Source organism: Streptomyces sp. NPDC001157, assembly GCF_053598255.1.
Genome location: NZ_JBSFJW010000011.1, coordinates 24537 through 50442, shown reverse-complemented (window position 1 = coordinate 50442; position 25906 = coordinate 24537). Strand labels below are relative to the sequence as shown.

The 25906-nt window shown below is 69.5% G+C and carries 26 protein-coding genes; 14 read left to right on the top strand and 12 right to left on the bottom strand.

The annotated features are described in order from the left end of the window. Positions 1-162 precede the first annotated feature (162 nt). The 4 genes from ACWDAG_RS21025 to ACWDAG_RS21010 all read left to right on the top strand — a co-directional run bounded on the left by ACWDAG_RS21025 (position 163) and on the right by ACWDAG_RS21010 (position 3238). Positions 163-801, top strand: coding sequence for a hemerythrin domain-containing protein (locus tag ACWDAG_RS21025; protein ID WP_450697109.1), 639 nt, complete (start codon positions 163-165; stop codon positions 799-801). Continuing rightward, positions 798-1718: a pyridoxamine 5'-phosphate oxidase family protein gene (locus ACWDAG_RS21020; protein WP_450697108.1), complete on the top strand. Its 921-nt coding sequence runs from the start codon at positions 798-800 to the stop codon at positions 1716-1718. Before ACWDAG_RS21025 ends, ACWDAG_RS21020 begins: the two co-directional genes overlap by 4 nt. A gap of 221 nt (positions 1719-1939) precedes the next feature. Continuing rightward, entirely contained in the window at positions 1940-2338 is a 399-nt protein-coding gene (locus ACWDAG_RS21015; protein WP_450697107.1) for a PLD nuclease N-terminal domain-containing protein, read from the top strand. 15 nt (positions 2339-2353) lie between these two features. Then, complete coding sequence (locus ACWDAG_RS21010) at positions 2354-3238, top strand: LysR family transcriptional regulator (protein WP_450697106.1); 885 nt, start codon at positions 2354-2356, stop codon at positions 3236-3238. Here ACWDAG_RS21010 and ACWDAG_RS21005 read toward each other — a convergent pair. Continuing rightward, the gene (locus tag ACWDAG_RS21005; protein ID WP_450697105.1) at positions 3135-4097 is read right to left on the bottom strand and encodes a DMT family transporter; all 963 of its coding nucleotides are present in this window, start codon (positions 4095-4097) and stop codon (positions 3135-3137) included. The genes ACWDAG_RS21010 and ACWDAG_RS21005 overlap by 104 nt on opposite strands. A gap of 179 nt (positions 4098-4276) precedes the next feature. Between ACWDAG_RS21005 and ACWDAG_RS21000 the strand changes: the two genes are divergently transcribed. Further along, entirely contained in the window at positions 4277-5689 is a 1413-nt protein-coding gene (locus tag ACWDAG_RS21000) for a purine-cytosine permease family protein (RefSeq protein ID WP_450697104.1), read from the top strand. On the opposite strand, the gene ACWDAG_RS20995 is transcribed toward ACWDAG_RS21000, so the two are convergent. Beyond that, on the bottom strand, positions 5662-6291 hold the full coding sequence (locus tag ACWDAG_RS20995) for a hypothetical protein (protein ID WP_450697103.1): 630 nt from the start codon (positions 6289-6291) through the stop codon (positions 5662-5664). The genes ACWDAG_RS21000 and ACWDAG_RS20995 overlap by 28 nt on opposite strands. A gap of 60 nt (positions 6292-6351) precedes the next feature. Then, positions 6352-6687, bottom strand: a complete 336-nt coding sequence (locus ACWDAG_RS20990; RefSeq protein ID WP_123966838.1) for an ArsR/SmtB family transcription factor — start codon at positions 6685-6687, stop codon at positions 6352-6354. 135 nt (positions 6688-6822) lie between these two features. On the opposite strand from ACWDAG_RS20990, the gene ACWDAG_RS20985 reads away from it, so the two are divergent. Next, positions 6823-7800: a quinone oxidoreductase family protein gene (locus tag ACWDAG_RS20985; protein WP_450697102.1), complete on the top strand. Its 978-nt coding sequence runs from the start codon at positions 6823-6825 to the stop codon at positions 7798-7800. 73 nt (positions 7801-7873) lie between these two features. Here ACWDAG_RS20985 and ACWDAG_RS20980 read toward each other — a convergent pair whose 3' ends face one another. Then, on the bottom strand, positions 7874-9187 hold the full coding sequence (locus tag ACWDAG_RS20980; protein WP_450697101.1) for a PucR family transcriptional regulator: 1314 nt from the start codon (positions 9185-9187) through the stop codon (positions 7874-7876). A gap of 99 nt (positions 9188-9286) precedes the next feature. Here ACWDAG_RS20980 and ACWDAG_RS20975 point away from each other — a divergent pair, with 99 nt between their 5' ends. Together ACWDAG_RS20975 and ACWDAG_RS20970 are read left to right on the top strand one after the other, a co-directional pair. After that, a complete protein-coding gene (locus ACWDAG_RS20975) occupies positions 9287-9754 on the top strand; it encodes a nucleoside deaminase (RefSeq protein WP_450697100.1) in 468 nt (155 codons plus the stop codon). Then, positions 9747-10721 (top strand): isopenicillin N synthase family dioxygenase, encoded by a 975-nt coding sequence (locus tag ACWDAG_RS20970; protein ID WP_450697099.1) that lies wholly within the window; start codon positions 9747-9749, stop codon positions 10719-10721. Before ACWDAG_RS20975 ends, ACWDAG_RS20970 begins: the two co-directional genes overlap by 8 nt. Here ACWDAG_RS20970 and ACWDAG_RS20965 read toward each other — a convergent pair. From ACWDAG_RS20965 to hemL, 8 genes are all read right to left on the bottom strand, one after another. Next, a complete protein-coding gene (locus ACWDAG_RS20965) occupies positions 10708-11100 on the bottom strand; it encodes an SRPBCC domain-containing protein (RefSeq protein WP_450697098.1) in 393 nt (130 codons plus the stop codon). The genes ACWDAG_RS20970 and ACWDAG_RS20965 overlap by 14 nt on opposite strands. Positions 11101-11125: 25 nt before the next feature. Next, a complete protein-coding gene (ccsB, locus tag ACWDAG_RS20960) occupies positions 11126-12229 on the bottom strand; it encodes a c-type cytochrome biogenesis protein CcsB (RefSeq protein WP_450697097.1) in 1104 nt (367 codons plus the stop codon). Further along, a complete protein-coding gene (gene resB / locus ACWDAG_RS20955; RefSeq protein WP_450697096.1) occupies positions 12226-13992 on the bottom strand; it encodes a cytochrome c biogenesis protein ResB in 1767 nt (588 codons plus the stop codon). The genes ccsB and resB overlap by 4 nt, the downstream gene beginning before the upstream one ends. A gap of 3 nt (positions 13993-13995) precedes the next feature. After that, positions 13996-14769, bottom strand: a complete 774-nt coding sequence (locus tag ACWDAG_RS20950; protein WP_450697095.1) for a cytochrome c biogenesis CcdA family protein — start codon at positions 14767-14769, stop codon at positions 13996-13998. Position 14770: 1 nt separating this feature from the next. Then, entirely contained in the window at positions 14771-15394 is a 624-nt protein-coding gene (locus ACWDAG_RS20945) for a TlpA family protein disulfide reductase (RefSeq protein ID WP_450697094.1), read from the bottom strand. A 66-nt stretch (positions 15395-15460) separates the two neighbouring features. Continuing rightward, positions 15461-16753 carry a hypothetical protein gene (locus ACWDAG_RS20940; protein WP_450697093.1) on the bottom strand — a complete coding sequence of 431 codons (1293 nt, stop codon included), beginning with the start codon at positions 16751-16753 and terminating at the stop codon, positions 15461-15463. A gap of 237 nt (positions 16754-16990) precedes the next feature. Next, positions 16991-17689 carry a histidine phosphatase family protein gene (locus ACWDAG_RS20935; RefSeq protein ID WP_450697092.1) on the bottom strand — a complete coding sequence of 233 codons (699 nt, stop codon included), beginning with the start codon at positions 17687-17689 and terminating at the stop codon, positions 16991-16993. Next, a complete protein-coding gene (gene hemL, locus ACWDAG_RS20930) occupies positions 17686-19017 on the bottom strand; it encodes a glutamate-1-semialdehyde 2,1-aminomutase (protein ID WP_450697091.1) in 1332 nt (443 codons plus the stop codon). The genes ACWDAG_RS20935 and hemL overlap by 4 nt, the downstream gene beginning before the upstream one ends. A 386-nt stretch (positions 19018-19403) precedes the next feature. Here hemL and ACWDAG_RS20925 point away from each other — a divergent pair, with 386 nt between their 5' ends. From ACWDAG_RS20925 to ACWDAG_RS20900, 6 genes are all read left to right on the top strand, one after another. Next, the gene (locus ACWDAG_RS20925; RefSeq protein ID WP_351462708.1) at positions 19404-20042 is read left to right on the top strand and encodes a hypothetical protein; all 639 of its coding nucleotides are present in this window, start codon (positions 19404-19406) and stop codon (positions 20040-20042) included. A gap of 434 nt (positions 20043-20476) precedes the next feature. After that, positions 20477-21151, top strand: coding sequence for a Crp/Fnr family transcriptional regulator (locus ACWDAG_RS20920; protein WP_450697255.1), 675 nt, complete (start codon positions 20477-20479; stop codon positions 21149-21151). 169 nt (positions 21152-21320) lie between these two features. After that, positions 21321-22151 carry a hypothetical protein gene (locus ACWDAG_RS20915; RefSeq protein ID WP_450697090.1) on the top strand — a complete coding sequence of 277 codons (831 nt, stop codon included), beginning with the start codon at positions 21321-21323 and terminating at the stop codon, positions 22149-22151. Next, the gene (locus tag ACWDAG_RS20910; protein ID WP_450697089.1) at positions 22148-24415 is read left to right on the top strand and encodes a hypothetical protein; all 2268 of its coding nucleotides are present in this window, start codon (positions 22148-22150) and stop codon (positions 24413-24415) included. The genes ACWDAG_RS20915 and ACWDAG_RS20910 overlap by 4 nt, the downstream gene beginning before the upstream one ends. A gap of 99 nt (positions 24416-24514) precedes the next feature. After that, positions 24515-25489 (top strand): hypothetical protein, encoded by a 975-nt coding sequence (locus ACWDAG_RS20905; protein WP_450697088.1) that lies wholly within the window; start codon positions 24515-24517, stop codon positions 25487-25489. Further along, the gene (locus tag ACWDAG_RS20900) at positions 25486-25869 is read left to right on the top strand and encodes a hypothetical protein (RefSeq protein ID WP_399077209.1); all 384 of its coding nucleotides are present in this window, start codon (positions 25486-25488) and stop codon (positions 25867-25869) included. Before ACWDAG_RS20905 ends, ACWDAG_RS20900 begins: the two co-directional genes overlap by 4 nt. Positions 25870-25906 lie beyond the last annotated feature (37 nt).

Here is a 25906-nt window from a genome sequence, read left to right as displayed (position 1 = left end):
ACGCCCTGGTCGGCGGCGCACCAAGTGCGCTGCCAAGTGGGCGCCAAGACGGCCGCGCGACGGTGGGCGTTCCTGATCGGTACCTCATCCTTGGAGCAGGCAGGCGTGTCCCGCAGTACCGCATTTCCCGCACCCCCGGGCCAACGGCCCTACACACACGAGATGGTGGTCGTCCACCGGGTCTTCCGGCGCGAGTCGGCGCTGGCTCCCCGTCTGGTACGGGCCGTGCCGGACGGCGGCACGGCCCGCGCGGCCCAGGTCGCGGCCCACCTGGACGACTACGTCATGGGGCTGCACCATCACCACGCCCTCGAGGACGAGTTGATCTGGCCCCTGCTGCACGCGCGGGGCGCGGACGGCGGACTGGTCGAGCGGATGGAGGAGCAGCACCAGCGCATCGACCGGACCCTCGCGGTGGTGGCCGAGTGGCTGCCCGCATGGCTGCGGGAGGCGAGCCCCATCGCCCGGGAGGAACTGGCCCTGGCGCTGACCGAGCACCACACGGTCCTCCTTGAGCATCTCGACGACGAGGAGCGACTGGTGCTGCCGCTGGTCGCCGAGCATCTGAGCGTCGCCGAATGGGAGCTGGTGGGCCGGCGCGGTCTTGAGGGGCTGCCCAAGGACAAGGTGCTGCTGGCCGTCGGCGCGATCCTGGAGGACGCGACGCCCGAGGAGCGCGCCTACTTCCTCGGCCGGGCCCCGCTCCTCGGCCGCCTGATGTGGTGGCTCGTCGGCCGGCGGAAGTACGCCGCGTCCTGCCGTGCCCTGCGCGGCGCACTGCACGAGGAGACGGGCCGGTGACCGTGCTCGACTCCGCGCCCCTCGGCGCCCTGGACGCCTACCGGACCTGCGAGTTCGTCACGCTCGGCCGGGACGGCGCACCGGTGGCCTGGCCCGCCGCGGTCCGGCGCAACGACGACGGGACGCTGCTGCTGACCACGTCCCTGGCGTTCGCCCAGAAGGCGCTGAACGTGCGCCGCGACGGGCGCGTGGCCCTGCTCTGGTCCGACCCCACCGGCAGCGGCCTCGAAGACGCCCCGCAGATCTTCGTCGGCGGCCTCGCCGTGTGCCCGGACGACATCATGACGGGACCGGAGGGCGCCGAGGACTACTGGCGGATGCTCTTCGAACGGCAGCCGCACAGCCGGTCCTATCTCGCCCCCGGCTTCAGGCGGCTGATGGAGTGGTACTACCTGCGCCTGCTCATCACCGTCACCCCGGAACAGGTCGTCGTACGCCCTCCGCTGGCGTCCCTGCTCGCGGAGGGGCCGGCCACCGGGGCGGAGCCCGCCGCGGCTCCGCTCGGCGCCGCGCAGCTCGCCCGCTACCCGAGCGCGGTGCTGGCGGCCTGCGACAAGACGGGAGCGCCCGTGCTCGCCCGGATCCTGCCGGTGGCGACGGACGCGGGCTTCGCGCTGACGGTGCCCGCGGACTGCGCCGTGACGGCCGGCCCCGCCTCCCTGCTGGTGCACCGGCACGACGAGCGGCTCAACCACATGCAGAACACGCTCGTGCGCGGCGAGCTGCGTCAGGCCGGCGACGGCTGGCTGCTGGTCCCCGGCCGGGTGGTGGAGCCTATGGGCTCCGGACGCCCCACCGACGCGGTACGAGTGCTGCGCCAGACCAAGCGGGCCACCGCACGCTATCTGGAACGGCGTGGGCTGCCCCGGCCACGGGTGCGGTGGGAGGCGTTCCGGACGCTGGCCGGTCCACGATGACCGCCGTGATCGTCCTCGTCCTCACGGCGGGCGTCGCGGCCGGCGTCCGGGCCCTCTGCCACCGGCCCCACCGGCACCCCGACACCGACCGGATCCGGCACGTGATGCGCTCGCCCCACCACTGACCGGCGGACGGGGGAGGAGTTGCGGCCACCCGCTACCCTGACCCCGTCACAAGGGCCCGACAGCGCCCCGTCACCGTCTTTGGGGGATCGCACACCATGTTCCGGTATCTGCCGTTCCTGCTGGTCCTGGCGTTGTGGATCTACGCCTTCATCGACTGCCTGAACACCCCCGAGGAGCAGGTGCGCGGGCTGCCCAAGGTGGTCTGGGTCATCATCATCCTGCTGTTCGGGGAGGTGCTGGTCGGGCCGATCGCCTGGCTGGTCGCGGGCAAGTACCGCGGGCCCGTCCCGGCGGGCGGATCCACGCCCGCCGAGTGGCACCGCAACCACCGCACGGAGTTCGTCGCACCCGACGACAATCCCGAGTTCCTGAAGTCCCTCAAGGAGGAGAACAAGAAGGACGAGGCCCTGCTCAAGGACTGGGAGGCCGACCTGCGGCGCCGCGAGGAGGAGCTGCGGCGGCGGGAGCGCGGCGAGGACCCCAAGGCCGACTGACCCCGAGGCGGACTGATGGAACTGCGGCTGCTCGTCACCTTCGAGAAGGTCGCGACCGTGCTGAGCTTCACACAGGCCGCGGCCGAGCTGAAGTACGCGCAGTCCAGCGTGACCAGTCAGGTACGGGCCCTGGAGTCGTCGCTGGGTGTCGAGCTGTTCGACCGGCTCGGCAGCCGGATCCGGCTCACGGAGGCCGGGGAGCGGCTGCTCCCCTACACGCGGCAGATCATCGAGCTCACCGAGGAGGCGCGGGGCGCGGTCGCCGGGACCGAGGAGCCCGCCGGTTCGCTGGTGGTCGGGACGATGGAGTCGCTGACCTCGTACCGGCTGCCGCCGCTGCTGGAGTTCTTCCACCACCGTTATCCCAAGGTGCGGCTCTCCCTGCGTACGACGATCGGCGACGAGACCCGGCAGGCACTGCGGCAGGGGACGTACGACCTCGGCTTCCTGATGGAGGAGGCGACCGAGCACCCGGGGCTGGAGAGCCTGGTGCTGTGCGAGGAGCCGCTCGCACTGGTCGCCTCGCCCCGACACGCCCTCGCCGGGCGGGAGTTCGGCACCACCGATCTCGTACGGCAGCCCCTCCTCGCGACCGAGCCGGGCTGCGCCTACCGGGACTTGTTCGAGCTGGAGCTCAAGTCGTCCGGTGAGCCGGTCGACTTCATGGAGTTCGGGACGATCGAGGCCACCAAACGCGCGGCGGCGGCCGGTCTCGGGGTCTCGTTGCTGCCCGAGGTGACGGTCGCCGCCGAACTCGCGGAGGGGTCTTTGGTACGGCTGTCGTGGGAGCCGCCGTTCACGCTTCGCACTCAACTGGCATGGCGGGCCGGGAAGCGGCTTCCGGCGCACGTACGGCTGTTTCTGGAGCAGACACGGAAGCTCGTGGCCGAGCAAGGGTGACCTTCAGGCTCGCCAGCACGATCAGCGGGACGCCCAGTGCCTGGACGAGACCGATGTGGTGGCCGTACACCGCCCAGTCCATGACCATCGCGACCGCCGGGTAGACGAAGGCCAGGACGGCGATCTTCGAGGTCGGAAGCTTGGCGTAGGCGGCGTACATGAGGACGTACATCACGCCGGTGTGGATGAAGCCGAGGCCGACCAGCCAGCCCCAGTCCCAGCCGGTGCCGGCCATCGCGCCGAAGTCGGCGAAGGGGAGCAGCAGCGGGATGCCGACGACGACCTGGACCAGGGCGATGAGGTGCGGGCGCACGCCGGTGATCCGCTTGGTGACCAGGGTGGACAGGCCGTAGAGGAGCGCTGCGAGGAGGGCCTGGCCGACACCGGTGAGGTAGGTGCCGCCGCTCGTGAAGTCGGCCGGGGTCACCCCTGACACCAGGATCAGGCCCACGAAGGCCAGCGCGATCCAGCCCACCTTGGCGGCCGTGAGGCGCTCGCGGAAGAGGAGGGCGCCGAGCAGGACCACGTAGAACGGCTGCGTGTGGTAGACGACCGTGGCGACCGAGATCGACGTGTTCTCGTACGACTGGAAGAGGAAGACCCAGTTGAAGACGATGAACACGCCGCCCAGGACGGCGAGTCCGAAGGTGCGCGGGGTGAAGCCGTGGTCGCGGAGCCAGCCGCGGGACAGGACGTAGGTCCCGAGGGCGAGGGCGCCGAAGACGACGCGGAAGAACACGACGTTGAAGGGGGACGCGCCGGACTCGACGACGAAGACGCCGAGGGTGCCGGACAGCACCATCGCGGTCATCAGCTGGGCGACGCCCCTGCTCTCTGCGGACTTGATCTGCGTGGTCATGACCACGAAGGTAGGAGCGGGCTCCGTCGCAGGTCCACGCGCCAGTGGGGTGTCCTGCCGATGCCCCCATCGGTCCCGGCGATGACCCCAGGTGCCTACAGGTTGTACGCCTACGAGGCTCCCGGTGCGGACAATGCGCCCCTGTGCCCGGACCGGCCGGAACCGGACACTTACCTCGCATGACGACTGCTCCCGCCGACTCCTCCGGCACCCTCGCCCCCGAATACGGTGACAAGGTCATCGCCGTCGAGACGGCGGGCTCCGAGCCCATCCCCGACGCCGAACGCCATGGCTCGCCGATCCAGCTGCTGTGGACCTGGGCCTCCCCCAACATCGAGTTCGCGACCGTCTTCATCGGTGTGATCTCGGTGCTGTTCTTCGGGCTGAGCTTCTGGCAGGCCACGGCCGCCATCGTGCTGGGCACCGCGCTCGGCGCGATCACACAGGGCGTGCTGTCCCTGGACGGGCCGCGGTTCGGGGTGCCGCAGATGGTGGTCGGCCGCTTCTCCTTCGGCCACTTCGGCAACATCCTGCCGTCCGCCGCCAACGGTCTGGTGGCAGGCGTGGGCTGGTTCGCGGTGAACAGCGTGAGCGCGGCCTTCGCCCTCAACACACTGACGGGCCTGCGCCCGCTGCCCTCCCTCCTCCTGGTGGTCGTGGCCGAGATCCTCATCGGCTTCATCGGCCACAACTTCGTCCACACCTTCGAGAGGTACGCCTTCCCGGCCCTCGCGGTGATCTTCCTGCTGGCGGGTGTGTGGACGTTCAAGGACGCCGACCTCGGCGGGGGCGGAACCGGCGGCGGCATCGGCGGCTTCCTCCTCGCGTTCAGCGCGGCCTGGGGCTATGCGGCGGGCTGGAACCCGTACGCCACGGACTACTCCCGCTATCTGCCGCGTACGGCGAACAGGTTCAGGACGGTCCTCTACCCGGCTGTCGGCCTGTTCGTGTCCGTCGCCCTGGTAGCGGTGATCGGCGCGGCCTCGGCGACCATCGCGGCCCCGAAGGACGCCACCCCGACGGCGGCCTTCACCGGCCATCTCCCGGGCTGGCTGGGCGACCTGGTGCTCCTCGCCATCATCCTCGGCGGCATCTCCGCGAACGCCCTCAACATCTACTCGGGCGCGATCTCCATCGCCTCCTTCGGCCTGAAGCTCCCCGCCTGGCTCAGCCGCAGCGTGCTGGTCGTGGTGTCGGGCGTCGCCGGTACGGCGGCGGCGTGGGCGTCGCTGTCGGACGCCGGTTCGGCGTACGAGGCGTTCCTGCTGGTCATCGCCTACTGGGTGGCACCGTGGCTCGGGGTCGTCCTGGTGGAGCGGTGGCTGCAGGGTCGCACGGCGACCGACGCACAGCTGGCGGCCCGCCTGACCGACCGCTCCTTCACCAACTGGCCGGGGCTGGCAGCCCTGCTGATCGGCGTCGCGGTGTCGGTCCCACTCTTCTCCAACCAGGAGGACTTCGTCGGCTACGTACCGAAGCACTGGCCGTCCTTCGGCGACATCACGCCGGTGGTCGGGTTCGTGGTGAGCGCAGGGCTGTATGCGGTGCTGCGCCGGGGGAAGCCTCAGTCCGCGTCCAGCGGTTCCGCCTGATCCGCGTACTCGACCCTGATGTACCTGCTGTTGTGCTCGCCGTAGGCCTTCTTGAGGATCGGTTCCGCCGTGTCGGGGTCGTCGACCCCGACGACGACGAAGCCCCGTTCGTCCGCGGCGACTTCGCGCATCTCGAAGGTGCCGTCCCAGCGGCGCATGTCGTCTCCGATCCGCTCGGAGAGGGCGTCGAGGGTCTTTCCGCTGACGTCGGTGTCGTGCAGCCGCACGGTCACGCCCCGGGCGGCCGCCCCGCAGACCTCGTCGTCGAAGGCGGCGGAGGCCATGCGCCAGACGTCGGCCGACTGGTGGTCCTCGTCGACGGAGAGGCCGGTGTAGACATCGGAGTACTTCTTCTCGGCCAGGTCATCGACGTGTATGACCACGCGCGTCAGCGGGGTGTCGTCGTCGCGACCGGGAAGGCTGTCGACCGGGCGGGTGCCGACACAGGTCCGGTTCACCGCCGCCGACTTGATCCGGCCGGGATCCGCCACCAGGCCTCCGTCCGTGCGGGCCATCTCCAGTGCCTGGACGTACAGGCCCGCGGCCACCACCAGCGCGACGGTCGCTCCTGCCGATGCGATCCAGGTTCGGTTGCTGCGCATGTCCCCCTCCGTCCCCGTGCGTTGACGTCAGCCCTGTGACGCCGGAGGGGGCGGAGGGGTTCAGTCCGTCGGTTCGTCCCGCAGGACGAGGTCCAGCAGACCCGGGAAGCGGGCCTCGAACTCCGCGCGTCGCAGCCGGTTGACCCGCCGGGGCCCCTCGTCGCGCTGCTCGACCAGGCCCGCGCCCCGCAGCACCACGAAGTGATGGCTGAGCGCCGCCTTGCCGACCGGCACGTCGAAGCTGCCGCAGCTGCGCGACCACTCCGCCGAGCCCGCCAGCTCCCTGACGAGGCTGATGCGCACGGGATCGGCGAGCGCGGCGAGAGCGGTCTGGACGGAGACGTCGTCGGGGTGGGTGTGCTCGGGGGCGGCCCGATGACTGGTGCGCTGCGCCATGCGGGGCTCCTTCACGCCGTGCCGAGGGTTCACGCCTTGCCGAGTGTTCGATGAAAAGCATACACTCGCGACTGTTCGCTTTTCATTGAACAGTCATCGAGCAGTCGTGGACTGAACAGTCATGGGTGGTATGGCATGCGTGCGGTGGAGTTCCAGGAGTACGGCGGACCCGAGGTCCTGAAGGTCGTGGAGGCGGAGGTCCCCGAGCCGGGTCCGGGCCAGGTGAGCATCGACGTGGCGTACACCGGGGTGAACTTCGCCGACCTCAAGGCGCGTGGCGAGGGCTACCGGGTACCGCAGCTGCCCTTCGTCCCGGGCTTGGAGGCATCCGGGCGCATCCGCGCGCTCGGCGAGGGGGTCACGGGCCTGTCCGTCGGCCAGGAGGTGACGGCGCTGACGGAGGGCGGCGCCTACGCGGATGTGGCGCTGGCGAACGCCTCGACCGTCTTCCCGGTCCCGGCCGGCGTCGGCCTGCGTACGGCGGCGACCCTGCCGACGGTGCTGCCGACGGCGTACATCCTGGTGCACGCGGTGGGCCGGCTACAGCCGGGCGAGACGGTGCTCGTGCAGGGTGCGGCGGGCGGCGTCGGCACGGCGGTGGGGCAGTTGGCGAAGGCGGCGGGCGCCGGTGCGGTCTACGGCGTGGTGTCGGGCGCGGCGAAGGCGGAGTACGCGCGGGAGTACGGCTACGACGAAGTGTTCGTCGGCGAGTTCACCGGGGCGGTGCGGGAGGCGACCGGCGGCCGAGGCGTCGACCTCGCGCTCGATCCGGTCGGCGGCGAGACGTTCCGGGGCAGCCTGGCCTCGCTCGCGGTCTTCGGGCGCCTGGTGTCCTTCGGCAACGCGAGCTCGGCACCGGCGTGGAACGTGGGGCAGCCGGAGCTCTACCCCTCCGGGGTCTCGGTCGGCGGCTTCTCGATCCTGACGCTGGCGAAGACGGCCCCCGGCGAGCTGCGCTCCCTTTCCGAGCGGGCCTTCGCGAAGGCGGTGGACGGCACGGTGTCCCTGCCGGTCACCACCGAGTTCGGGCTGGAGGAGGCGGCGGAGGCGCACCGGCTGATGGGCACGCGCACGAGCACGGGCAAGCTGCTGTTGCGGGTGGCGGGCGACTGAGGGCCCCGGCTCCACAGACCGTGCTGTGCTCGGCCCCGTACAACGGGCCGAGCCACCTCACCCTGCGCTGAGCTCACGCAACGGTTCGCAGCCCGTGGACCGAGGCCGCCGCCATCCCCCGCACGACCCGATGCGCACACGCCGCCGCCAGCAGCTCCCCCAGCAGGTCCGGATCGTCGATCTCCAGGCCGAGCAGGGACTCGATCCGCTCCAGGCGCTGGTAGAGCGACTGGCGGCCGATGTGCAGCAGGGCCGCGGTGCGGGTCGGGGAGCAGCCGTGGCGCAGATGGACCTCCAGGGTGCGGACCAGGTCGCTGGGGTGGGCCGCCTCCCAGGCCAGCAGCGGGCCCAGGGTGTGCTGGACCAGTCGGCCGAGGCGGTCACGGTTGGTGTCGATGCCGCCGCGGGTCAGCTCCCGTTCCAGGGCGAGCGCGCGGGCGGAGGTGACCAACGGGCCCTCGGGGACGGACGGTTCGGCCGCCGGGACGGTCAGCGCCAGCTCCAGCGTCGTCCGGGCCGCCCGCAGCGTGTCGCTCCAGCGCAGCCAGCCGCTGCCGGCGTCGACGGCGTGCCCGACGGCGACGGTGAGCCCGGCGTCGGCTGCCGTACGAAAGGCCTCCTGGACGGCGCGGATCGGGTCACCGGAGCCGAGGCCCCCGCCGATGCCCGCGCTACCGCGCCCGCTCCCGCCGCCCCGGCCGCCGTCGCCGGGAAGCGCAAGCAGTGCCAGCACATCCCCCGGAAAGGGCGCCCGCAGCACCCCCGCGCCGCCCAGCAGCCGTACCGCCCGGTCCACGGCGCCCACCTCGCGCGTGCCGTGCACCGACACCCCGATGAGCCGGGCCCCCGGGCCGGGGTGGAACCCGGCGAGCGCCGACCGAGCCTCGACCTCCGGCTGGTTCAGGGCCGCGCGGTCTGCCAGGTCGGCGAGCAGGGCGGCCGTGTGATCGCCGCCCCAGGGACGTACCACCGACCGCCCGGACAGCCCCCGCGCCACGATCGCGCGGTTCGCCGCCTCCGTGATGCGCACGAAGGGCACGACCCGGTGCATGGCCAGCAGGGGCAGGCCGAGGCGGCGGGCCTCGTCGACGACCTCGGGGGGCATCTGCGGCAGGGAGCGGCCCACCTCCACCGCCAGCCCGGCGGCACCCCGCGCGGCCAGCTCGCGGACGTACCGCCGCCGTACGTCCTCGTCGGCGTCGGTCAGGCCGAAACCGTTCGTGAGCAGCAGTTCTCCGCCGTCCAGGAAGTTGGCGCCCTCGTACACCTCGCTGGAGTGCACCCAGCGCACGGGGCGGTCCAGGGCGCCCTCGCCGGCGAGGAGGACGGGCTCGGAGGCGCGTACGGGATCGAGGTCCAGGACTTCGCGGAGGGTGAGTGCGGCCACGGGCACCTCCAGGGCGTGGACAGTTCGTCCGGCGGCGGGATGCCCGGAGAGTACTTTCCGCACGTTGCCCTCGTGTTTCGGCCACAGCAGAGTGAGGACATGGACCTTGTGGACCCCATGGATCGGACGACGGCACGGACCTGGCTCGCCACCGCCGTCGCCGAGGCCCGCGCCGGGCTCGCGGAGGGCGGCATCCCGATCGGTGCCGCGCTCTACGGCGCGGACGGCACCCTGCTCGGCCGCGGCCACAACCGGCGCGTCCAGGACGACGACCCCTCGATGCACGCGGAGACGGCCGCGTTCCGCAATGCGGGACGGCAGCGCTCGTATCGCGGTACGACGATGGTCACGACCCTCTCGCCGTGCTGGTACTGCTCCGGTCTGGTCCGCCAGTTCGGGATCTCGCGGGTGGTGGTCGGCGAGGCGGCCACCTTCCACGGCGGCCACGACTGGCTGGCGGAGCACGGCGTGCGGATCGTGCTGCTGGACGACGCCGAGTGCATCGGGATGATGCGCGACTTCATCAAGAACCATCCGGCACTGTGGAATGAGGACATCGGTGAGTGACCCGCGTATCCCCCGTATCCCCACCATCGATCTGCGGCCCTGGCTCGACGGCGACGAGGACGCCCGCGCCGCCATCGCCCGCACCGTCGACGAGGCCCTGCAGACCGCCGGGTTTCTGCTGGTCACCGGGCACGGTGTGGATCCGGCGCTGCGGTCCGCGATCCGGGAGGCGGCGCGTGCGTTCTTCCGGCTGCCCGCCGGTGTCAAGCAGCCGTACGCGGCGAAGGTCGGGGGCCGCGGCTGGCTCGGGCCGGGCGCCGAGGCCAACGGCTACTCGGAGGGCACGCAGACCCCGCCGGACCTGAAGGAGTCGCTGACGTTCGCGACGCACGAGCCCTTCGAGGACCCCGTCGTCAACGCGGAGTGGTACGCGCCCAACGTGTGGCCGCAGGAAGTGCCGGAGCTCCGGGCGCTGTGCGAGGAGTACCTGGAGCGGATGGGCGACCTGGAGAAGCAGCTCCTCTCCCTGCTCGGCGAGGCGCTCGGCCTGCAACCGGACTTCTTCTCCCGGCACATGGACCACCCGACGTACGGCTTCAACATCAACTGGTACCCGGGCACCGAGGTGCTCGGGGAGCCGCAGCCGGGTCAGTTCCGCATCGGTCCGCACACCGACTTCGGGACGGTCACGATCCTCGACCGGCAGGCCGGCAAGGGCGGGCTGCAGGTCTACACGGACGAGGGCGGCTGGGAGGACGCGCCTTTCGACCCGGAGGCCTTCACCATCAACATCGGGGATCTGATGGCCCGTTGGACCGGTGACAGGTGGCGGTCGGGGCGCCACCGGGTGCTGCCGCCGCCCGCGGACGCGCCCGCCGAGGAGCTGATGTCGCTCGTGTACTTCGGCGAATGCACACCGGGGACGCTGGTGGAGTCCGTACCGGCGCCGCTGGGGCGGGTGGCGTACGAGCCCGTCGACTCGCACATCTATCTGCGGGAGAAGCTGGACTCGATCACGGTCGGCTGACCAGCTTCTCGAAGCGGGCCCGCCAGGCGGGCTCCGCCGCCCTGTCTCCCCGGTACTCGTGGGTGAAGCGGAGGGCGGTGCCTGCTGCGCCGTCCCGTTCCAGGTGGAAGCGGATCCGGTCGCCGTCGTCCAGCGTGTACTCGGCGACCCGGTCCACGTCCCAGGCGGTGACCCGGCCGCTGCCCAGGTCACGCAGGGTGACCGCGCCGCCGAGTCTGGGTTCGAGGACGTCGGCGGCGGTGAACCACTCCGCGAGCCCTTCGGGGGTGGCCACCGCCGGCCAGACGTCCTCCATGCGCCGTGGGACCCGCACCAGGAAGTGGAGCATGTGCGTGTTCCCGTGGCTCTGACTGGTGCCCTGCGCGATGGAACCGCTCATGACACCAGTGTCGGCCGACTGTGGCTCAGACGCCCGCGTACGAGTGCTTGCCGGAGACGAAGATGTTGACGCCGTAGTAGTTGAACAGCCAGCAGCCGAAGGCGATCAGCGCCAGATAGGCGGCCTTGCGGCCCTTCCAGCCGGCGGTGGCACGGGCGTGCAGGTAGCAGGCGTAGGCGACCCAGGTGATGAACGCCCAGGTCTCCTTGGGGTCCCAGCCCCAGTAGCGGCCCCAGGCCGACTCCGCCCAGATGGCGCCCGCGATGATCGTGAACGTCCACAGCGGGAAGACGGCCGCGTTGATGCGGTAGGAGAACTTGTCCAGGGACGAGGAGGCGGGCAGCCGCTCCAGGAAGGACGTCGCGAAGCGGCCGGGCGTGCCGCCGTTCTCCAGCTTCGTCTCGTACGAGTCCTTGAAGAGGTAGAGCAGCGTGCCGACGGCGCCCACGTAGAAGACCGCGCCGCACAGGATGGCCGTCGAGACGTGGATGTAGAGCCAGTACGAGTGGAGGGCGGGAACCAACTGGTCACTGGCGGTGTACAAGACAGTGACGGCGATGCCGAGGTCGAGGAGGACCGTGGTGATCAGGAACAGCCCGAGCCAGCGGACGTTCTTCTTCAGCGCGAGCAGCGTGAGGTACACGGAGACGGCGACCGCGGAGAACGTGATGTTGAACTCGTACATGTTGCCCCACGGCGCCCGCTCCACCGAGGCCGCGCGCGCGATCACGCCGCCGAGGTGGACGAGATACGCGACGACGGTGAGCGAGATGGCGATACGCCCGTAGAGGTCGCCCTGCTCGTCCCCGCCGTGCGCCCCGGGCCCGTCGGGCACGTCCCGCGCACCGGCCGAGGCCCGCACGACGACCTTGGGCCGCTCCAGTACGGCGGTGCCGCCGGCCTTGTTCACGGTGACGGCGGGGGCCTTGCCCGTGGCCCCCTTCGCCTCCGTGGTGAGCGCGGCGGCCGTGCGGCCGACCCTGCTGCGGCTGCCGAAGAGCCATTCGGCGATGTACGCGAAGAAGGCCAGGGTGTAGACGGCCATCGCGGAGTAGATCAGCGTGTTGCTGATGTTCGCGAGGTGTTCGTTGGTGGCCGTGGCCAACTCGGTTCCGGCGGCGAGGGTCACTTCTCAGCCCCTTCGGCAGGTACGACTTCGGTGTCGGGGGTGGTCTTGTCGTCTTGGTCTGCGGAGCCGGCGTCGGTTTCGGCGTCGGGGTGGTCTTCTGTGTCGTCGTCGGGCTCGGGTGCGCCCGGCGCCTGGTCGTACAGGATTCCGGCAAGGTCGCCGAGTTCCTCCGGCACCTTGGCGGACTCGCTGCGGCCGAGGCCGGCCATCTCGACGACCGTCACGCCGTCGGCGCCCTTGACTGCCCGCACCCAGACGCGGCGGCGCTGGATGAACAGGGAGCCGGCGAGGCCGAAGATCGCGGTGAGGGAACCGGCGAGCGCCCAGGTGGTGCCGGGCTGCTGGACGACCTGGAAATTCGCCCACTGCTTGGTGGTCTCGTAGGTGATCGAACCGGCACCGTTCGGGAGCTTCATGGTCTGGCCCGGCCTCAGGTTGTCCCTGAGCTGGGCGCCCTTGGAGTCCTTGAACTCCTTCACATGCGCCTTGTCGAGCTGGTACACGCTCTGCGGGATGCCGGAGTCGACACCGAGGTCGCCGTGGTACGGCGTCAGGTTCAGCACCGGGTTGCGCAGCGCGGGGAACGTGGAGGCCGTCTCGCTGCCGGGGGTGTAGGTCGGCAGGAGGAAGGCCGAGATGCCCAGCTGCTCGCTGACGCCGTCGGCGTTCTTGTAGCCGTCGAGGACCTTGACCACACCGGTGGAGGTGACGTTGGAGTCGAGCGGGAGGAGCGGCACGGCATCGCGGTAGACGACGTTGCCCTTGCCGTCGCGGACGGTGATGAGGGGGGCATAGCCGTGGGCGGTGAGGTAGACCTTGGCGTCGCCGATCTCCAGCGGCTCGTTGACCTTGACGAGGTCCTTCTTGCCCTTGCCGTAGGCGCCCTCGTTGTAGGTGAGGGCGGCCTGGTAGGTGCGCGGGGTGCCGCGGTTGGGGCCGCTGGCCTCGTAGGTGCCGGTGAACTTGTCCAGCTTGAAGCTGAACGGCACCAGGTCGTCGGTGCTGAAGAGGTTGCCGGACTTGAAGTCGTCGTACTGCGTGGTGGTGTTGGAGAAGCCGTCGCCCTCCACCACCAGCTTGTTGCCCTCGGACTTGAAGAGCTGGCCCCAGGCGAAGGCGATCAGCATCACGATCAGCGCGATGTGGAAGGCGAGGTTGCCGACCTCCCGCAGATAGCCCTTCTCGGCGGCGACGGCGTCACCGGCGAGGTGCGCGCGGAAGCGGCGCTTCTTGAGGAGGGCGAGGGCGGCCTCGCGGACCTGCTCGGGCTCGGCCTCGGTGCGCCAGGTGGTGTAGGCGGGCAGCCGGGTCAGGCGCTTGGGGGCGCCCGGCGGGCGGCCGCGCAGCTGGCCGATGAACTGCCAGGTGCGGGGGATGATGCAGCCGATGAGGGAGACGAACAGCAGGATGTAGATCGCGGAGAACCACACCGAGCTGTAGACGTGGAAGAGGCCGAGCTTGTCGTAGACCGGCGCGAGGAAGGTGTGCGCCTTGCGGAAGTCGGCGACCTTCGTCTCGTCGATGCCGGACTGCGGGATGAGCGAGCCGGGGATCGCGCCGAGGGAGAGGAGCAGGAGCAGGAGCAGCGCGACCCGCATGGAGGTGAGCTGCCGCCAGAACCAGCGGGCCCAGCCGATGACGCCCAGGCCGGGCAGGTTCGCCAGTTCCTCCCTGGGGGCGGTGGAGAGCTGGGAGCCGGCGGCGCCGAGATCCGGGTCGTCGGCCCGCTCGGGGGTAGTGCCGGTGCTGGTGGTCTTGCTCATCGATCAGATCCCCACGACGAATCCGGCGGACCAGGACTGCATGTCCTGCACGAGGCGGTCCCAGGCGCCGGTCAGCAGCAGCAGACCGGTCACGATCATCATCGTGCCGCCGATCCGCATCACCCAGACATAGTGGCGCTTGACCCAGCCGAAGACGCCCAGCGCCTTACGGAAGGCGACCGCGGCGAGCACGAAGGGCACACCGAGACCGAGACAGTAGGCGACGGTCAGCAGGGCGCCCCGGCCCGCGCTCGACTGCTGAGCGGACAGGTACAGCGCGGAGCCCAGGGTCGGACCGACGCAGGGGGTCCAGCCGATGCCGAACAGCGCGCCGAGCAGCGGGGCGCCGGCGAGGCCGGCCACGGGCCGCTTGTGGAAGCGGAACTCCCGCTGGGTCATCCAGGGCATCAGGCCCATGAAGAAGACACCCATGAGGATCATGAGCGCGCCCAGCACCTTGGACAGGATGCCCTTGTTGTCCTGAAGCGTGTAGCCGAAGTAGCCGAACAGCGCCCCGCTGGAGACGAACACGGCGGTGAAGCCGAGCACGAAGAGGGAGGCGCCCGCGACCATCCGCCCGCGCCGGGCCTCGGCCAGGTCGGTGCCGGCGACCCCGGTGACGTATGACAGATAGCCGGGGACGAGCGGCAGGACGCACGGGGAGAAGAAGGAGACGAGTCCGCCGAGCAGCGCGATGGGCAACGCGAGCAGCAGAGCGCCGTTGAGCACCGTGTCGTTGTAGCCCGTCGCTGCGGCGAGCGTGGTGACTGAGGTCACGTCACTTCTCCGCGAGAACGGGGGCGATCATCGCGCGCAGCTTGTCCTCGCCGAGCGCGGCCAGCGAGCGGGCGGCGATCCTGCCCTCCCGGTCGAGGACGAGCGTGGAGGGGACCGCCTGCGGGTTGAGCGTGCCCCTCTGGAAGCGGAGCATCAGCTTGCCCGTGGGGTCATAGAGGCTCTGGTAGGTGATGCCCTGCTGCTTCTCGAACGAGACCGCGTTCTGGGTGCTGGTGTCGCGGGTGTTGATGCCGACGAACTGGACGCCCTTGCTCTTGAGGTCCTGGTAGACCTTCTCGAAGTTCGGCGCCTCGGCGCGACAGGGCGCGCACCAGGATCCCCATACGTTCAGGACGACGACCTTGCCCTTGTAGGAGGCGACGTCGAGCTGTCCCCCGTTGACCGTCTCGCCGGAGAGGTCGGGCGCGGCGGCCCGTTCCCCCTTCTTCGCCGTGGAGATGCCGTCCTTGCCCATCACGAAGTTGGTGTCACCGCCGCCGCCGGAGGTCCCTCCGGAGGAGCAGGCGGACATCAGCAGCGTGGCGACCGCGGCACCGGCGGTGGTCAGGACGGCTCGGCGACGTGCGCGGTTCGAGCGCACGAAGGCGCGGCTGGCGGCACTCATGTGAAAAGTTTCGCATGCCCGTTCCGGGGGTTGTGCGCACCCCCCTTGCGGGGGGAAAACCGCATTTCAGGCGGCCGACCCGGTGGGCGAGGCAGAAGAGGAGGGGGTCTCCTTGAGGAACGCCTTCCAGCCGCCCACCGGCCGCTGACCGACCTCGAGGGTCCGCAGCTTGGCGAGCACCTCCGGCTTCTGCACGTCCATCCAGTCGACGAACTGCCGGAAGGAGACGAGGCGTACGTCCGCGCCCTTCTCCTTCTCCTGTGCGATGTGCTTGAACGCCTCCTCGACGGCGTCCATGTAGATGCCGCCGTTCCAGTGCTCGAAGTGGTTGCCTATGAAGAAGGGTGCACGGTTTGTCTCGTATGCCCGCTGGAAGCCTGCTATGTAGGCCTTCGAGGCCTGGGTGCGCCAGCCCGGGTAGTTGTAGGCGGGTGCCTTGGTCGAGTTGACCGACTGGTTGGCGAGCATGTTGTAGTCCATCGACAGGACCTCGAAGCTGCGCCCGGGGAACGGGATCTGCTGCAGCGGCAGGTCCCAGATGCCCAGCTTCTTCTGCGGCCAGATCTGGCGGCCGCCGGGCGAGGAGGCGTCGTAGCGCCAGCCGAGTTGCTTGGCGGTGGGCAGCAGGTTGTTCTGGCCGAGCAGACAGGGCGTGCGGCCGCCGACGAGCTCCTTCTCGTAGTCGAAGGGCAGGGACGGCATGTCGGTCCAGCCGGTGTTGGTCCGCCACTCCTTCACAAAGGCCTTGGCCTGCGCTATCTCGCTCCTCCACTGCGCGGGCGTCCAGTTGCCGACGGTGCCGTAGCCGGAGCAGAAGTGGCCGTTGAAGTGGGTGCCTATCTCGTGCCCTTCGAGCCAGGCGCGGCGGACGTTGGTGAGCGTGGCCTTGACGTGCGCGTCGGTGAGGTAGCCGATGTCGGAGGCGCCGCGCGGGTTGTTCGGCGGGTTGTAGAGGCGCTTCTTCGACTCGGGCAGCAGATACAGCCCGGAGAGGAAGAAGGTCATGGACGCGCCGTGCTGCTTGGCGAGGTCGAGGAAGCGCGGGAAGAGCCCGTTGCCCACCTCGCCGGCGCCGTCCCAGGAGAAGATCACGAACTGCGGCGGGGTCTGCCCCGGCTCCAGCGGCTCGGGCTTCGCGGGCTGGTGGGGCTGCTTGCCGGTGAAGGAGGTCGAGCCGTCGCCGATGGGCTTGGCGGGGTGGGACGTGCCGCCGGTTTTGCCACCGCCATGGGAACCCGAGGAGCGGGTCGACCCGTCTGACGGCGTGAGGGTGCCGCATCCGGACAGTCCGACAGCGGCGGCGGCGCCCGCGCCGATACCGAGCATTCCCCTGCGAGTGAGAGCGCTGCGATTGCGCATTCCAACCCCGATCGTCATGTCCTTTGGTGGTCACCCAGTCAGAGGACATGACGAAGGCGGAGGTTCCTCACGATCACATGGATCTCGCAACAAATGTCACAAACGTGTCATGAAACCCAAAAGGGGATGCTCGCGCCCCGAAAGGGGCGCGGGGCTGTGTCGATATGCGGCTCCGCCGCGTGGGCGCGACCAGCCACGACGGACCCGCAGATGATCAACGGCCTACCAGCGGAGCGCTCACGCCCCGAAGGCCTTGTCCTTCCCCTTCACCGGCTTGGCGCCCGCCAGGAGATGGGCCGGGACGAGATCGCGGGCCGGCTCGCTGTAGCCGACGGACACGAGCTTGTCGTCCTGGTACGTGAAGGACGTCAACGAGGCGAGCGTGCACTGCCGCTTGCGCGGGTCGTGCCACAGCCGCCGCTTCTCGACGTACGACCGCACGATCCAGATGGGCAGCTGGTGGCTGACGAGGACGGCCTCGTGCCCCCGCGCCTGGTCCTTGGCCGAGTCCAGCGCCTGCATCATCCGGACGACGATGTCGACGTACGGCTCGCCCCACGACGGCTTGAACGGGTTGACGAGGTGCTTCCAGTTGCCGGGCTTCCTGAGCGCGCCGTCCCCGACCCCGAAGGTCTTGCCCTGGAAGACGTTGTCGGCCTCGATGAGCCGCTCGTCGGTGGCCAGGTCGAGTCCGTGCGTCTTGGCGATCGGGGTGGCCGTCTCCTGGGCCCGCTCCAGCGGGGAGGCGCAGACGTAGGTGATGTCGCGGGGCGCGAGGTGCTCGGCGACCCGGTCGGCCATCTGCCGCCCCAGCTCGGACAGCCGGTAGCCGGGCAGCCGCCCGTACAGGACCCCGTCCGGGTTGGCGACCTCGCCGTGCCGCATGACGTGTACGACGGTGATGTCGGCGCCCGCCGTGCTGTTGCTGTCACTCATGCTGCCGTGGCCTCCGCCGCCGCTCGGGCCGCCGCCGGAAGGGCGTCGGCGATGCGCTGTACGGCCTGTTCGTCGTGGGCCGTGGACACGAACCAGGACTCGAAGGACGAAGGCGGCAGATAGACGCCCTGCGCCAGCATCGAGTGGAAGAAGGCGGTGAAGCGGAAGGACTCCTGCTTCTTGGCGTCCTCGTAGTCGCGGACCTCCCGGTCCGTGAAGAAGACGGAGAACATGTTGGAGGCGCTCTGCAGCCGGTGCGCGACGCCCTCCTTGCTCAGGGCCTCGGTCACGAGCCCCTGGATGCTCTCCGACACGGCGTTGACCTTGTCGTAGGCGGCCTCGTCGAGGAGGCGCAGCTGGGCGAGGCCGGCCGCGGTGGCGACCGGGTTCCCGGAGAGGGTGCCGGCCTGGTAGACGGGGCCGGCGGGCGCGAGATGCGCCATCACATCGGCGCGCCCGCCGAAGGCGGCGGCGGGGAACCCGCCGCCCATGACCTTCCCGAAGGTCATCAGATCGGGCGTGACCCCGTCGATCCCGAACCACCCGGCCCGACTGGTCCGGAACCCGGTCATGACCTCGTCGGAGATGAAAAGCGCACCGTTCTTCGAGCAGGCGTCCTTGAGCCCCTGGTTGAACCCGGGCCGGGGCGGTACGACACCCATGTTCCCGGGCGAGGCCTCGGTGATCACGCAGGCGATCTCACCGGGGTGCCGGTGGAAGGCCTCGTGCACGGCCTCCAGGTCGTTGTACGGCAGCACGATGGTGTCGCCCGCCTGGGCGCCCGTGACCCCGGGCGTGTCGGGGAGCGCGAAGGTGGCCACACCACTGCCGGCGGCGGCGAGCAGCGAGTCGACGTGACCGTGGTAACACCCGGCGAACTTGATCACCTTGGTGCGCCGCGTGAACCCACGGGCGAGCCGGATGGCACTCATCGTGGCCTCGGTACCGCTGCTGACGAGCCGCACCTGGTCCACGGGCCCGACGCGCTCGACGATCTCCTCGGCGAGCGCGACCTCGCCCTCACCGGGCGTACCGAAGGAGGTACCGCGCGAGACGGCGTCCTGAACAGCGGCGATGACCTCGGGATGGGAGTGCCCGAGAATCATGGGCCCCCAGGAACACACAAGATCGACGTACTGCCGGCCATCCGCGTCGGTCAGATACGGACCCGTACCGGACACCATGAACCGGGGCGTACCGCCCACGGCACGGAACGCGCGCACCGGGGAGTTCACACCACCGGGCGTGACGGCCGCAGCACGGTCGAACAGTGCCTGCGAGTGGGGCGCTTCGTATGAATAAGGCAGTGAATTGGGCGGTTCGCTCATGACCTGCGACTTCTCCGACCTTCCCCGACTTCTCGGGCTCCGGTTGCCAGTGACCTCCTCAGGGTAGGCCAGGGTGCACGGGCGGCAGCGGGCGCCGCTGCTGACCGGAGAGACAGCCGCCGCCCCGCGCGATCTGCGAAACTGGGACCTGATACACACAGCTCATACGGCGCCGGCGTACGTATAGGTGTACGGACGGATGTACGACCGGGTGCGCGGCCAGGTGTACGACGAGGTGTACGGAGGCTTGTTCAGAGGCTGCGAAGATCCTGCGGACAGGTGTTTCAGCGCACGTTTCGGCGGGCGGCCGTGGGGGAGGTCACTGACACGATGATCGGGTTGCGCGGCGGGGGCCACGCGTCCTAAAAAAGCAGTCGGGTGGAGATATGCATCGCGGTGGCGGACTGGGCGAGGGGACTGATGACCTGGGTCCTCGACGTGCCCATCGAGGAAGGCACCGACGCGAGGCGGAGGAAGCTACCGAGGCACGTCGGGGACAGGGTGCACCGAGTGAGCCCGAGCAGATCGACCGGCGGATCGACCGCCGGGGCGACGCGCTCCGGGCGGGGAGCAGGAATGGTGGTCGGGTGGGGGTGACGTACAAGTACTTCGGCGCGCCGGACGGCGCGACCGCGGCCCGTGTCCCGATCTCGATGCGCCCCGAGGAACTCGGCGGCGACGAGCTCGGCATGAACGGCATGTTCACCAAGATCAAGCCGGAGACGATGGCGGCGATGGTGCTGACGGGCATCGAAGGCGTCCCCCTCCACAAGGTCCCGCCCCTCGAACTGGTCGTCCTGCACCCCGACTACGCGGTGGTCAAGCTCCCGATGACGGTCGTCGACCCACTGCGCGGCATAGGCGAGGAGGCGGTGGGCGCGGCGGCGTTCATCTGGTCGACGGTGCCGGACCGCGGGGGACCGCGGGATGCGTTCAATGTGTACCAACTGCTGCACGAGTGGCAGGACTTCAGCCATCGGTTGCATGAGGCGGGGCATCAGCCTTATTGCCTGGTGTGGCCCTGACCTGGGGTTTCATTGGTTTCGGGCGGGGTCTTCGGGCCTCGCCCTTTTTGGTGCCAGAGAGGGGCCGTCAGGCGGCCAGGGCACATTGAGGGCACATGGGTTGCGATCAGGGCACTGGCGTACGCCCGCGCCCTCTCGGGAGCTGGTGCTCTGCCCGTCCCGGTACTGCGCGTGGGTCGATGGGATGCCGGTGACGCGTTGTGCATTCAACATTGCCCATCGTCAGAGGCATGCGCCAGAATCGTCGGGCATTTGACGAAACCTCGTGCCACGGACGATCCCGCAGGCTTCCGCGAACTGCTTGGGTGCCCGCTTGACAGGCGGCGTTGGGAGCGAGTGAGTTCCGTTGCGGGAAGGACACTGCTGTGGAGAGCGCCGCTGGAAGCGCGAAGCCAGGAGCCTTACGCGCTCAGGCTGAGGCCGCCGTACCTCTTCTGACCGATGACCGCGTCCCTTACCTCGCCCGGCTCCCGGAGGCAGCCTCGGCAGCGTTGATCAGCGCCGGATCCGAGCTGCGTTATCCGGCTCGTACCGTCCTGCTCATGAAGGGCGAGCCGTCCTCCCACGTCCTGCTCGTCCTGGAAGGTTGGCTGAAGGTGACCGACGGTTCCCCCGGCGGGCACGAAGCGCTGCTGGCTCTGCGCGGGCCGGGGGACATCATTGGTGAAAGCGCCGCACTCGAGGACACGACACGGTCCGCTTCGGTGACCACGCTGGAGCCGATAAGGGCGGTGGTCATCTCGTCGGACCGCTTCAAGGCGTTCCTTGACGCGCACCCGATCGCGGGGCGTCAGCTCATGGCCGTGCTCACAGACCGGATGCGCGCCGGGGATCGCAAGCGGCTGGAGCTCGCGGCCTGCAGTGTCAAGGAGAGACTGGCGCGCCTGCTGCTGGAGCTGGCTCAGTACCACGGTGCGCCAGTACCGGAGGGCGTTCTCGTCAGGGTGCCACTCACCCAGCAGGAACTCGCCGGGGCCGTGGGGGCGTCCCGTGAGTCGGTTACCCGGCTTCTTGGCGAACTACGGGAGCGCGGCTATGTCACCACACACCGTCAAGCTCTGGTGGTGGTCAAGCCGGAGATGTTGCGGCGGATCGGCGGCTCTGCGTAATCCGTCACATCAACCGTGCGGCAACGATCCTCGCGGCGCACGACGTGCTGGTTGACCCTGGGCATGGAGTGGTCCTGACCGACCAGGTTGGTCGGCCCGGCAGTCGATTGCCCCTCCCGCACTTCGATTCGGCCTGACGCGCCGGTCGCGCGCTTCTGAGGAGAGACACATGGCGGAACCCAGCAACAAGACGATCCTGCTCATGGACATGGAGGGATCGGGTCGGCGTCGCGACAGCGAACAAGCCGTCATTCACCGCATGTTGTACAGAGTCCTCCATGAGACGCTGTCGACTGCCGCCATCGAGCCGACCGAGTATCGCAGCGAGGACCGCGGCGACGGCGTCTTCGTCCTTATCGATCCGGCCGTGCCGAAGCCCGCGCTGCTCAGGGCTTTGCTGACGGCGACACCTGAGCAACTCGTCAGCACCAATCGGCTGGCCGCCGAGGGTGCTCGGATCAGGCTGCGGATCGTCGTCCATACCGGCGAAGTGGCACTGGACGAGTTCGGTGCAGTCGGCGCGGATCTCGTCCATGCTTTCCGGCTCCTGGACGCACCGGCGCTACGAGAGGAGCTTGCCGCGAGGTCGGAGCCGAGTGTCCTTTGCGTGTCCAACGCCGTGTATCAGGGCGTGGTGCGTCACGCGCATCCGGGTGTACGGCCCGAGCACTTCCATCCACTGACCGTCGACAGCAAAGAAGGTGCCACGCTGACGGGCTGGTACCACGACAGCTCGCGACAGCACACCGACACCGCCGGATCGGAGCGGCCCACCGCGGAGTCGACCGCATCGTCCATCCCCGCCCAGGCGGCCGTACCGGTACCCAGGTCCGAGCACTCAGCCGACGCGGCTCTGGCTCCGGCGCTGCACACGCGCACGGGCAATTTCTTCTTCGGGACCGCGAGCATCGCCGGGGACGCCATTGCGGGTGACAAGCACGTTGGTACCAGTTCCACCGAGTCGACTCGGCAGCGGGACGTGGAAGGAACCGGAGAGTGAACCAGCACGTGGACGCCTCCTTAGACCCAGAGGACGCCGGCGCCGGACCCGAGGCAGAGAAGGATCCCGGGCGGGCCGCCGACACCGGGGACGTGGTGCCACCGACACCGGATGAAGACCCCGCCCCGGAGGCATGGGAGGCCATCGAGCAGCTCTTTGCTCTCGCCCCGCACCTGCGGTCAGGGCGGGCCAATGTCATGGGGGACACCCAGGTATCCGGCGATGTCGTCGCAGGCGACAAGCGCGTCGATGTACACCTGCACGAAAGACGCCTGCCCCGGTTGCACACTGTCGGCCCTCTGCCGACAGCGGAACTCGACCACTTGGCCGAGACGTTCGCACCGAATCGGCGGTACGACGAGTTGTGCGCGCAACTCAGCGCCCGACGCGTCCTCGTTCTACGCGGGCGGCCCGGCACCGGTCGCAGGACCGCGGCCCTGCACATGCTCATGCAGGTCGGTCCGAAAGCCGGCGAAGTGATTGCGCTGGACCCAGGCACGGAGTCGGCCGATTTCGCCAACCACGTCCAGCCCGGCAGGGCCCATGTGGTGGTGGACCCGATCACCAGCCAGGACAGTCCGTTGCGGGACATCCATCTCAACGCCATCCGCCGCGGTCTCGGGGACGACGGTCTCTTTGTCGTCGTCGCAGCGCACGGCACCGTCATGGAGGAAGTGACAGCGCACGATTGGCAACCGCTTCCCGCCGCCGACATCACACGGGCTCACTTGCTGCACGCGATCCAGGGCTCAGCGGCAGACGGACCGGCCGGTGATGCCGCGGCGGCCGACAGGGTGCGGCGTTTGCTTGAACTGGAGACGACCGTACGGTATTTGAGCTCCGGCCCGTCACCCGCGGAGGCCGCCGACTTCGCTCGGCTTCTCGTGGAGTACGCAGCGGGACGCTGCGACGATGAGGAGCTTTCCGGGTACGGCCGTAGATCGGCCGAGGAGATCGCCAGCAGGTGGTTCAGTGAAGACCAGCAGTCGGGCGGCGCCCCGCTGCGCGACAAGGCGTTTCTGATCTCGCTCGCCGTATTCGACGGATTGCCATATCCGTTGGTGGCCGAACTCGGAGACCTCCTCTACATGCGGCTTCGCACCGTCGAGGAACCCGATCGCACCGCCGGATATCCCGTCTTCGGTTCATCCCCGGAAGACCGATTGAGGTTGGCCAGGGCCCAGGAACACGACGAAGAGACCGACACCGCATGGGGACGCTTGCCCGAACGGGTCGTCGCTTTCCAGAACGACTCCCTTTGGAGCATCGCCCTGCGCCATGTCTGGACCAGCCATCCAGCTGTCAGAAAGCCCTTGTTGGCCTGGCTCGACACCCTCGTGACGGACCGCCGGACCTTCGTACGGCTCCGAGCCGCGGTGGCCTCGGGAGTACTGGCGGCCGCGGACTTCGGTTACGCCTACGACAGCTTCCTCAATCAGTGGGGTTCTTCGCCGAGGCCGATGCAGCGGCAGCTCGCCGCATGGGCGCTGTACACCGCCGCCGAACATGGCATGGACACAGCCGTCAGGCGCTTACTCTCCGACTGGAGCAGCCGACATCACCTGGCACGCAGGTGGACGGTCGCTCGCTCATACGCTCTGCTGGGCGGGGCCACGGCCCCGAGTGCGCTCCGGGACATCGGGCGGATGGCCGCGACCGAACCGCCACCGGACAGCGCGCTCCAGTCAGCGCTTGAGCAGGCCCTGGAGGCGCTGCTTCAGGGGCCCGCAGCCGTCACCGTTCTGGAGCGACTCGTGCAGTGGCACGCAAGCCGTGGTCCCCTGCGCGAACTGGCAGTAGCAGGATTTCTGCGGGGTGCGCGCAGGCGCCACCGGGCCGTGAGCAACGAGGCGACGACCTGGCCGAGCCTTCTGTGGCTGGCGGAACACGACGCCCACGCCCGACGGTACGCCGTCGTGATATGGCGGGCGTTGCTGGACAGTCGCTCCAGCCGCGACGCGGCACGTGACGAACTGGTTCGCTGGGTCCGGGTCGCAGAGCGTGCGTCCGTGAAAGCGGCACGGCACCGAGCTTTTACGACCGAGGCGCCATTCGAGCAGACGGACCGGTACGACACGGTGTCGGACGTAGAGGAGGCGCTGGGCAGACTGCTCCCTCTGCTGGTCGAAAACCAGAACGACTGGGACCGGTTGGACTTCCTTCTGCGCCGGGTCAAAACCCCGGACGGAGGCCAGAGCCCCACGGCCGCCCGGCTCAGGACCGCCCTCGCCAAAGGCCCCGCGGCACTGCCCCGTCCCCTGTGACGGCAGACCCGTCATCCCCGATTCCGGCCGCCGCCGACACTCGGCCAGCCTCACGCGACTCACCGCCTCGTATGCAATGCCCCGAAAACAGGAGAACTCATGGAACTGGTCAACGACCCTGTGCGCCAGATACGGAGCCTGGGCCGCTTCGAATACGTACGCCACCGGCCACCGACCTACGCGGAACGCGCACTCGTGTTCCTGACGTCCGGAGGACGACCGCAGACGTATCTCCCGCATCAGCAGCCCACCCGCGGAGAGCTGGTGACCAGCAACTTCCGCACACTGTACGAAGTGGACATGGGCATCCAACACATGTCGCTGGAGCACCGGCTGCCTAGCGACGGCGATGCCGCGTTCTTCTCCGCGGAGACCGATCTAACCTGGCGGGTCATCGACCCCGCCAAGGTGGTGGAACGGCAGATCCGCGACGTCCGTGCGCTGCTGGAGCCCCGTTTGCTGACCCGGATGCGCCGGGAAAGCCGCCGGTACGCCATCGAGGAGAGCGCCGCTGCCGAGGCCGCAGTGATGGAGGCGCTGGCCACCACGCCTCTGGCGGTCGACGAAGGGCTGGACATCCAATGCGAAGTCAGGCTCAGCCTCGACGAGGAGGCGGTCGGCCAACTGTCCTCACTGCGCTCCCTCGACTACACCAAGCAGCGGACGCGGAGCGAGCACGAACTGACCAGGCTGCGCACCCACAACGAACACGAAGTCATGGAGGAGCGCAGCTCCTTCTACGCCCGGCTGCTGTCTCAGGGCGAGTTCGAGCGCTGGGGCGCGCACCTCGCGCAGAATCCGGCCGACATCCCGCTCGCAATCGAATCCATTCGTGACGACGAGCGCGAGGCCAGCGCCAACCAGATCCGCGTCATCGAGCGGGTCCTCGACTCCGGAGCAGTTGAGGACCACATGCTGGAAGATGCGTCGCGGGCGGCTCTGTCGGCTGTGAAGGAGCGGCTCAACGACGCCGGCCGGGGCCGGACACGCAAACACCCCCTCTACCGGGAACAGCTGGAGCGGGGAACCAGTGATCAGGATGAGCGACCGGACGCATCGGGAGAAGACCGGTGACCACGCCCGCGGACGTTGAACGGGCCCTCGTGCCCGCTCTCGTCGTCGGCATCGCCTGCTACGTGCTGCTCCGCTGGGCTGCGGTACCACTGCTGACGCACCTGGAGACCGGCATGGAGTACGCGATGAATGTCATGGTCGTCGGACTGCTGTTGCCCGAATACTGCTGGACCCGGGCGCAGCGCCGTGTCTCCGGCCACGCCGCCCCCTTCGCCTACACCTACGGAGACGCGGTGTGCGCTGTCGCAAGCGCCGGACACCGCTGTGTGGGCACCGTGCTGTCGGCGCTGCGCGAGGCAGTAGGCCAGCTCGGTCACCGCGGCGCCCTGTGGGGCGGCCTGCTGGTGGCCGGTGCCCTCCTGTGGTCCGGCTTGCCGTGATGTGAAGGCCGCAGGGGATGTCTCCAACCTGAATCGA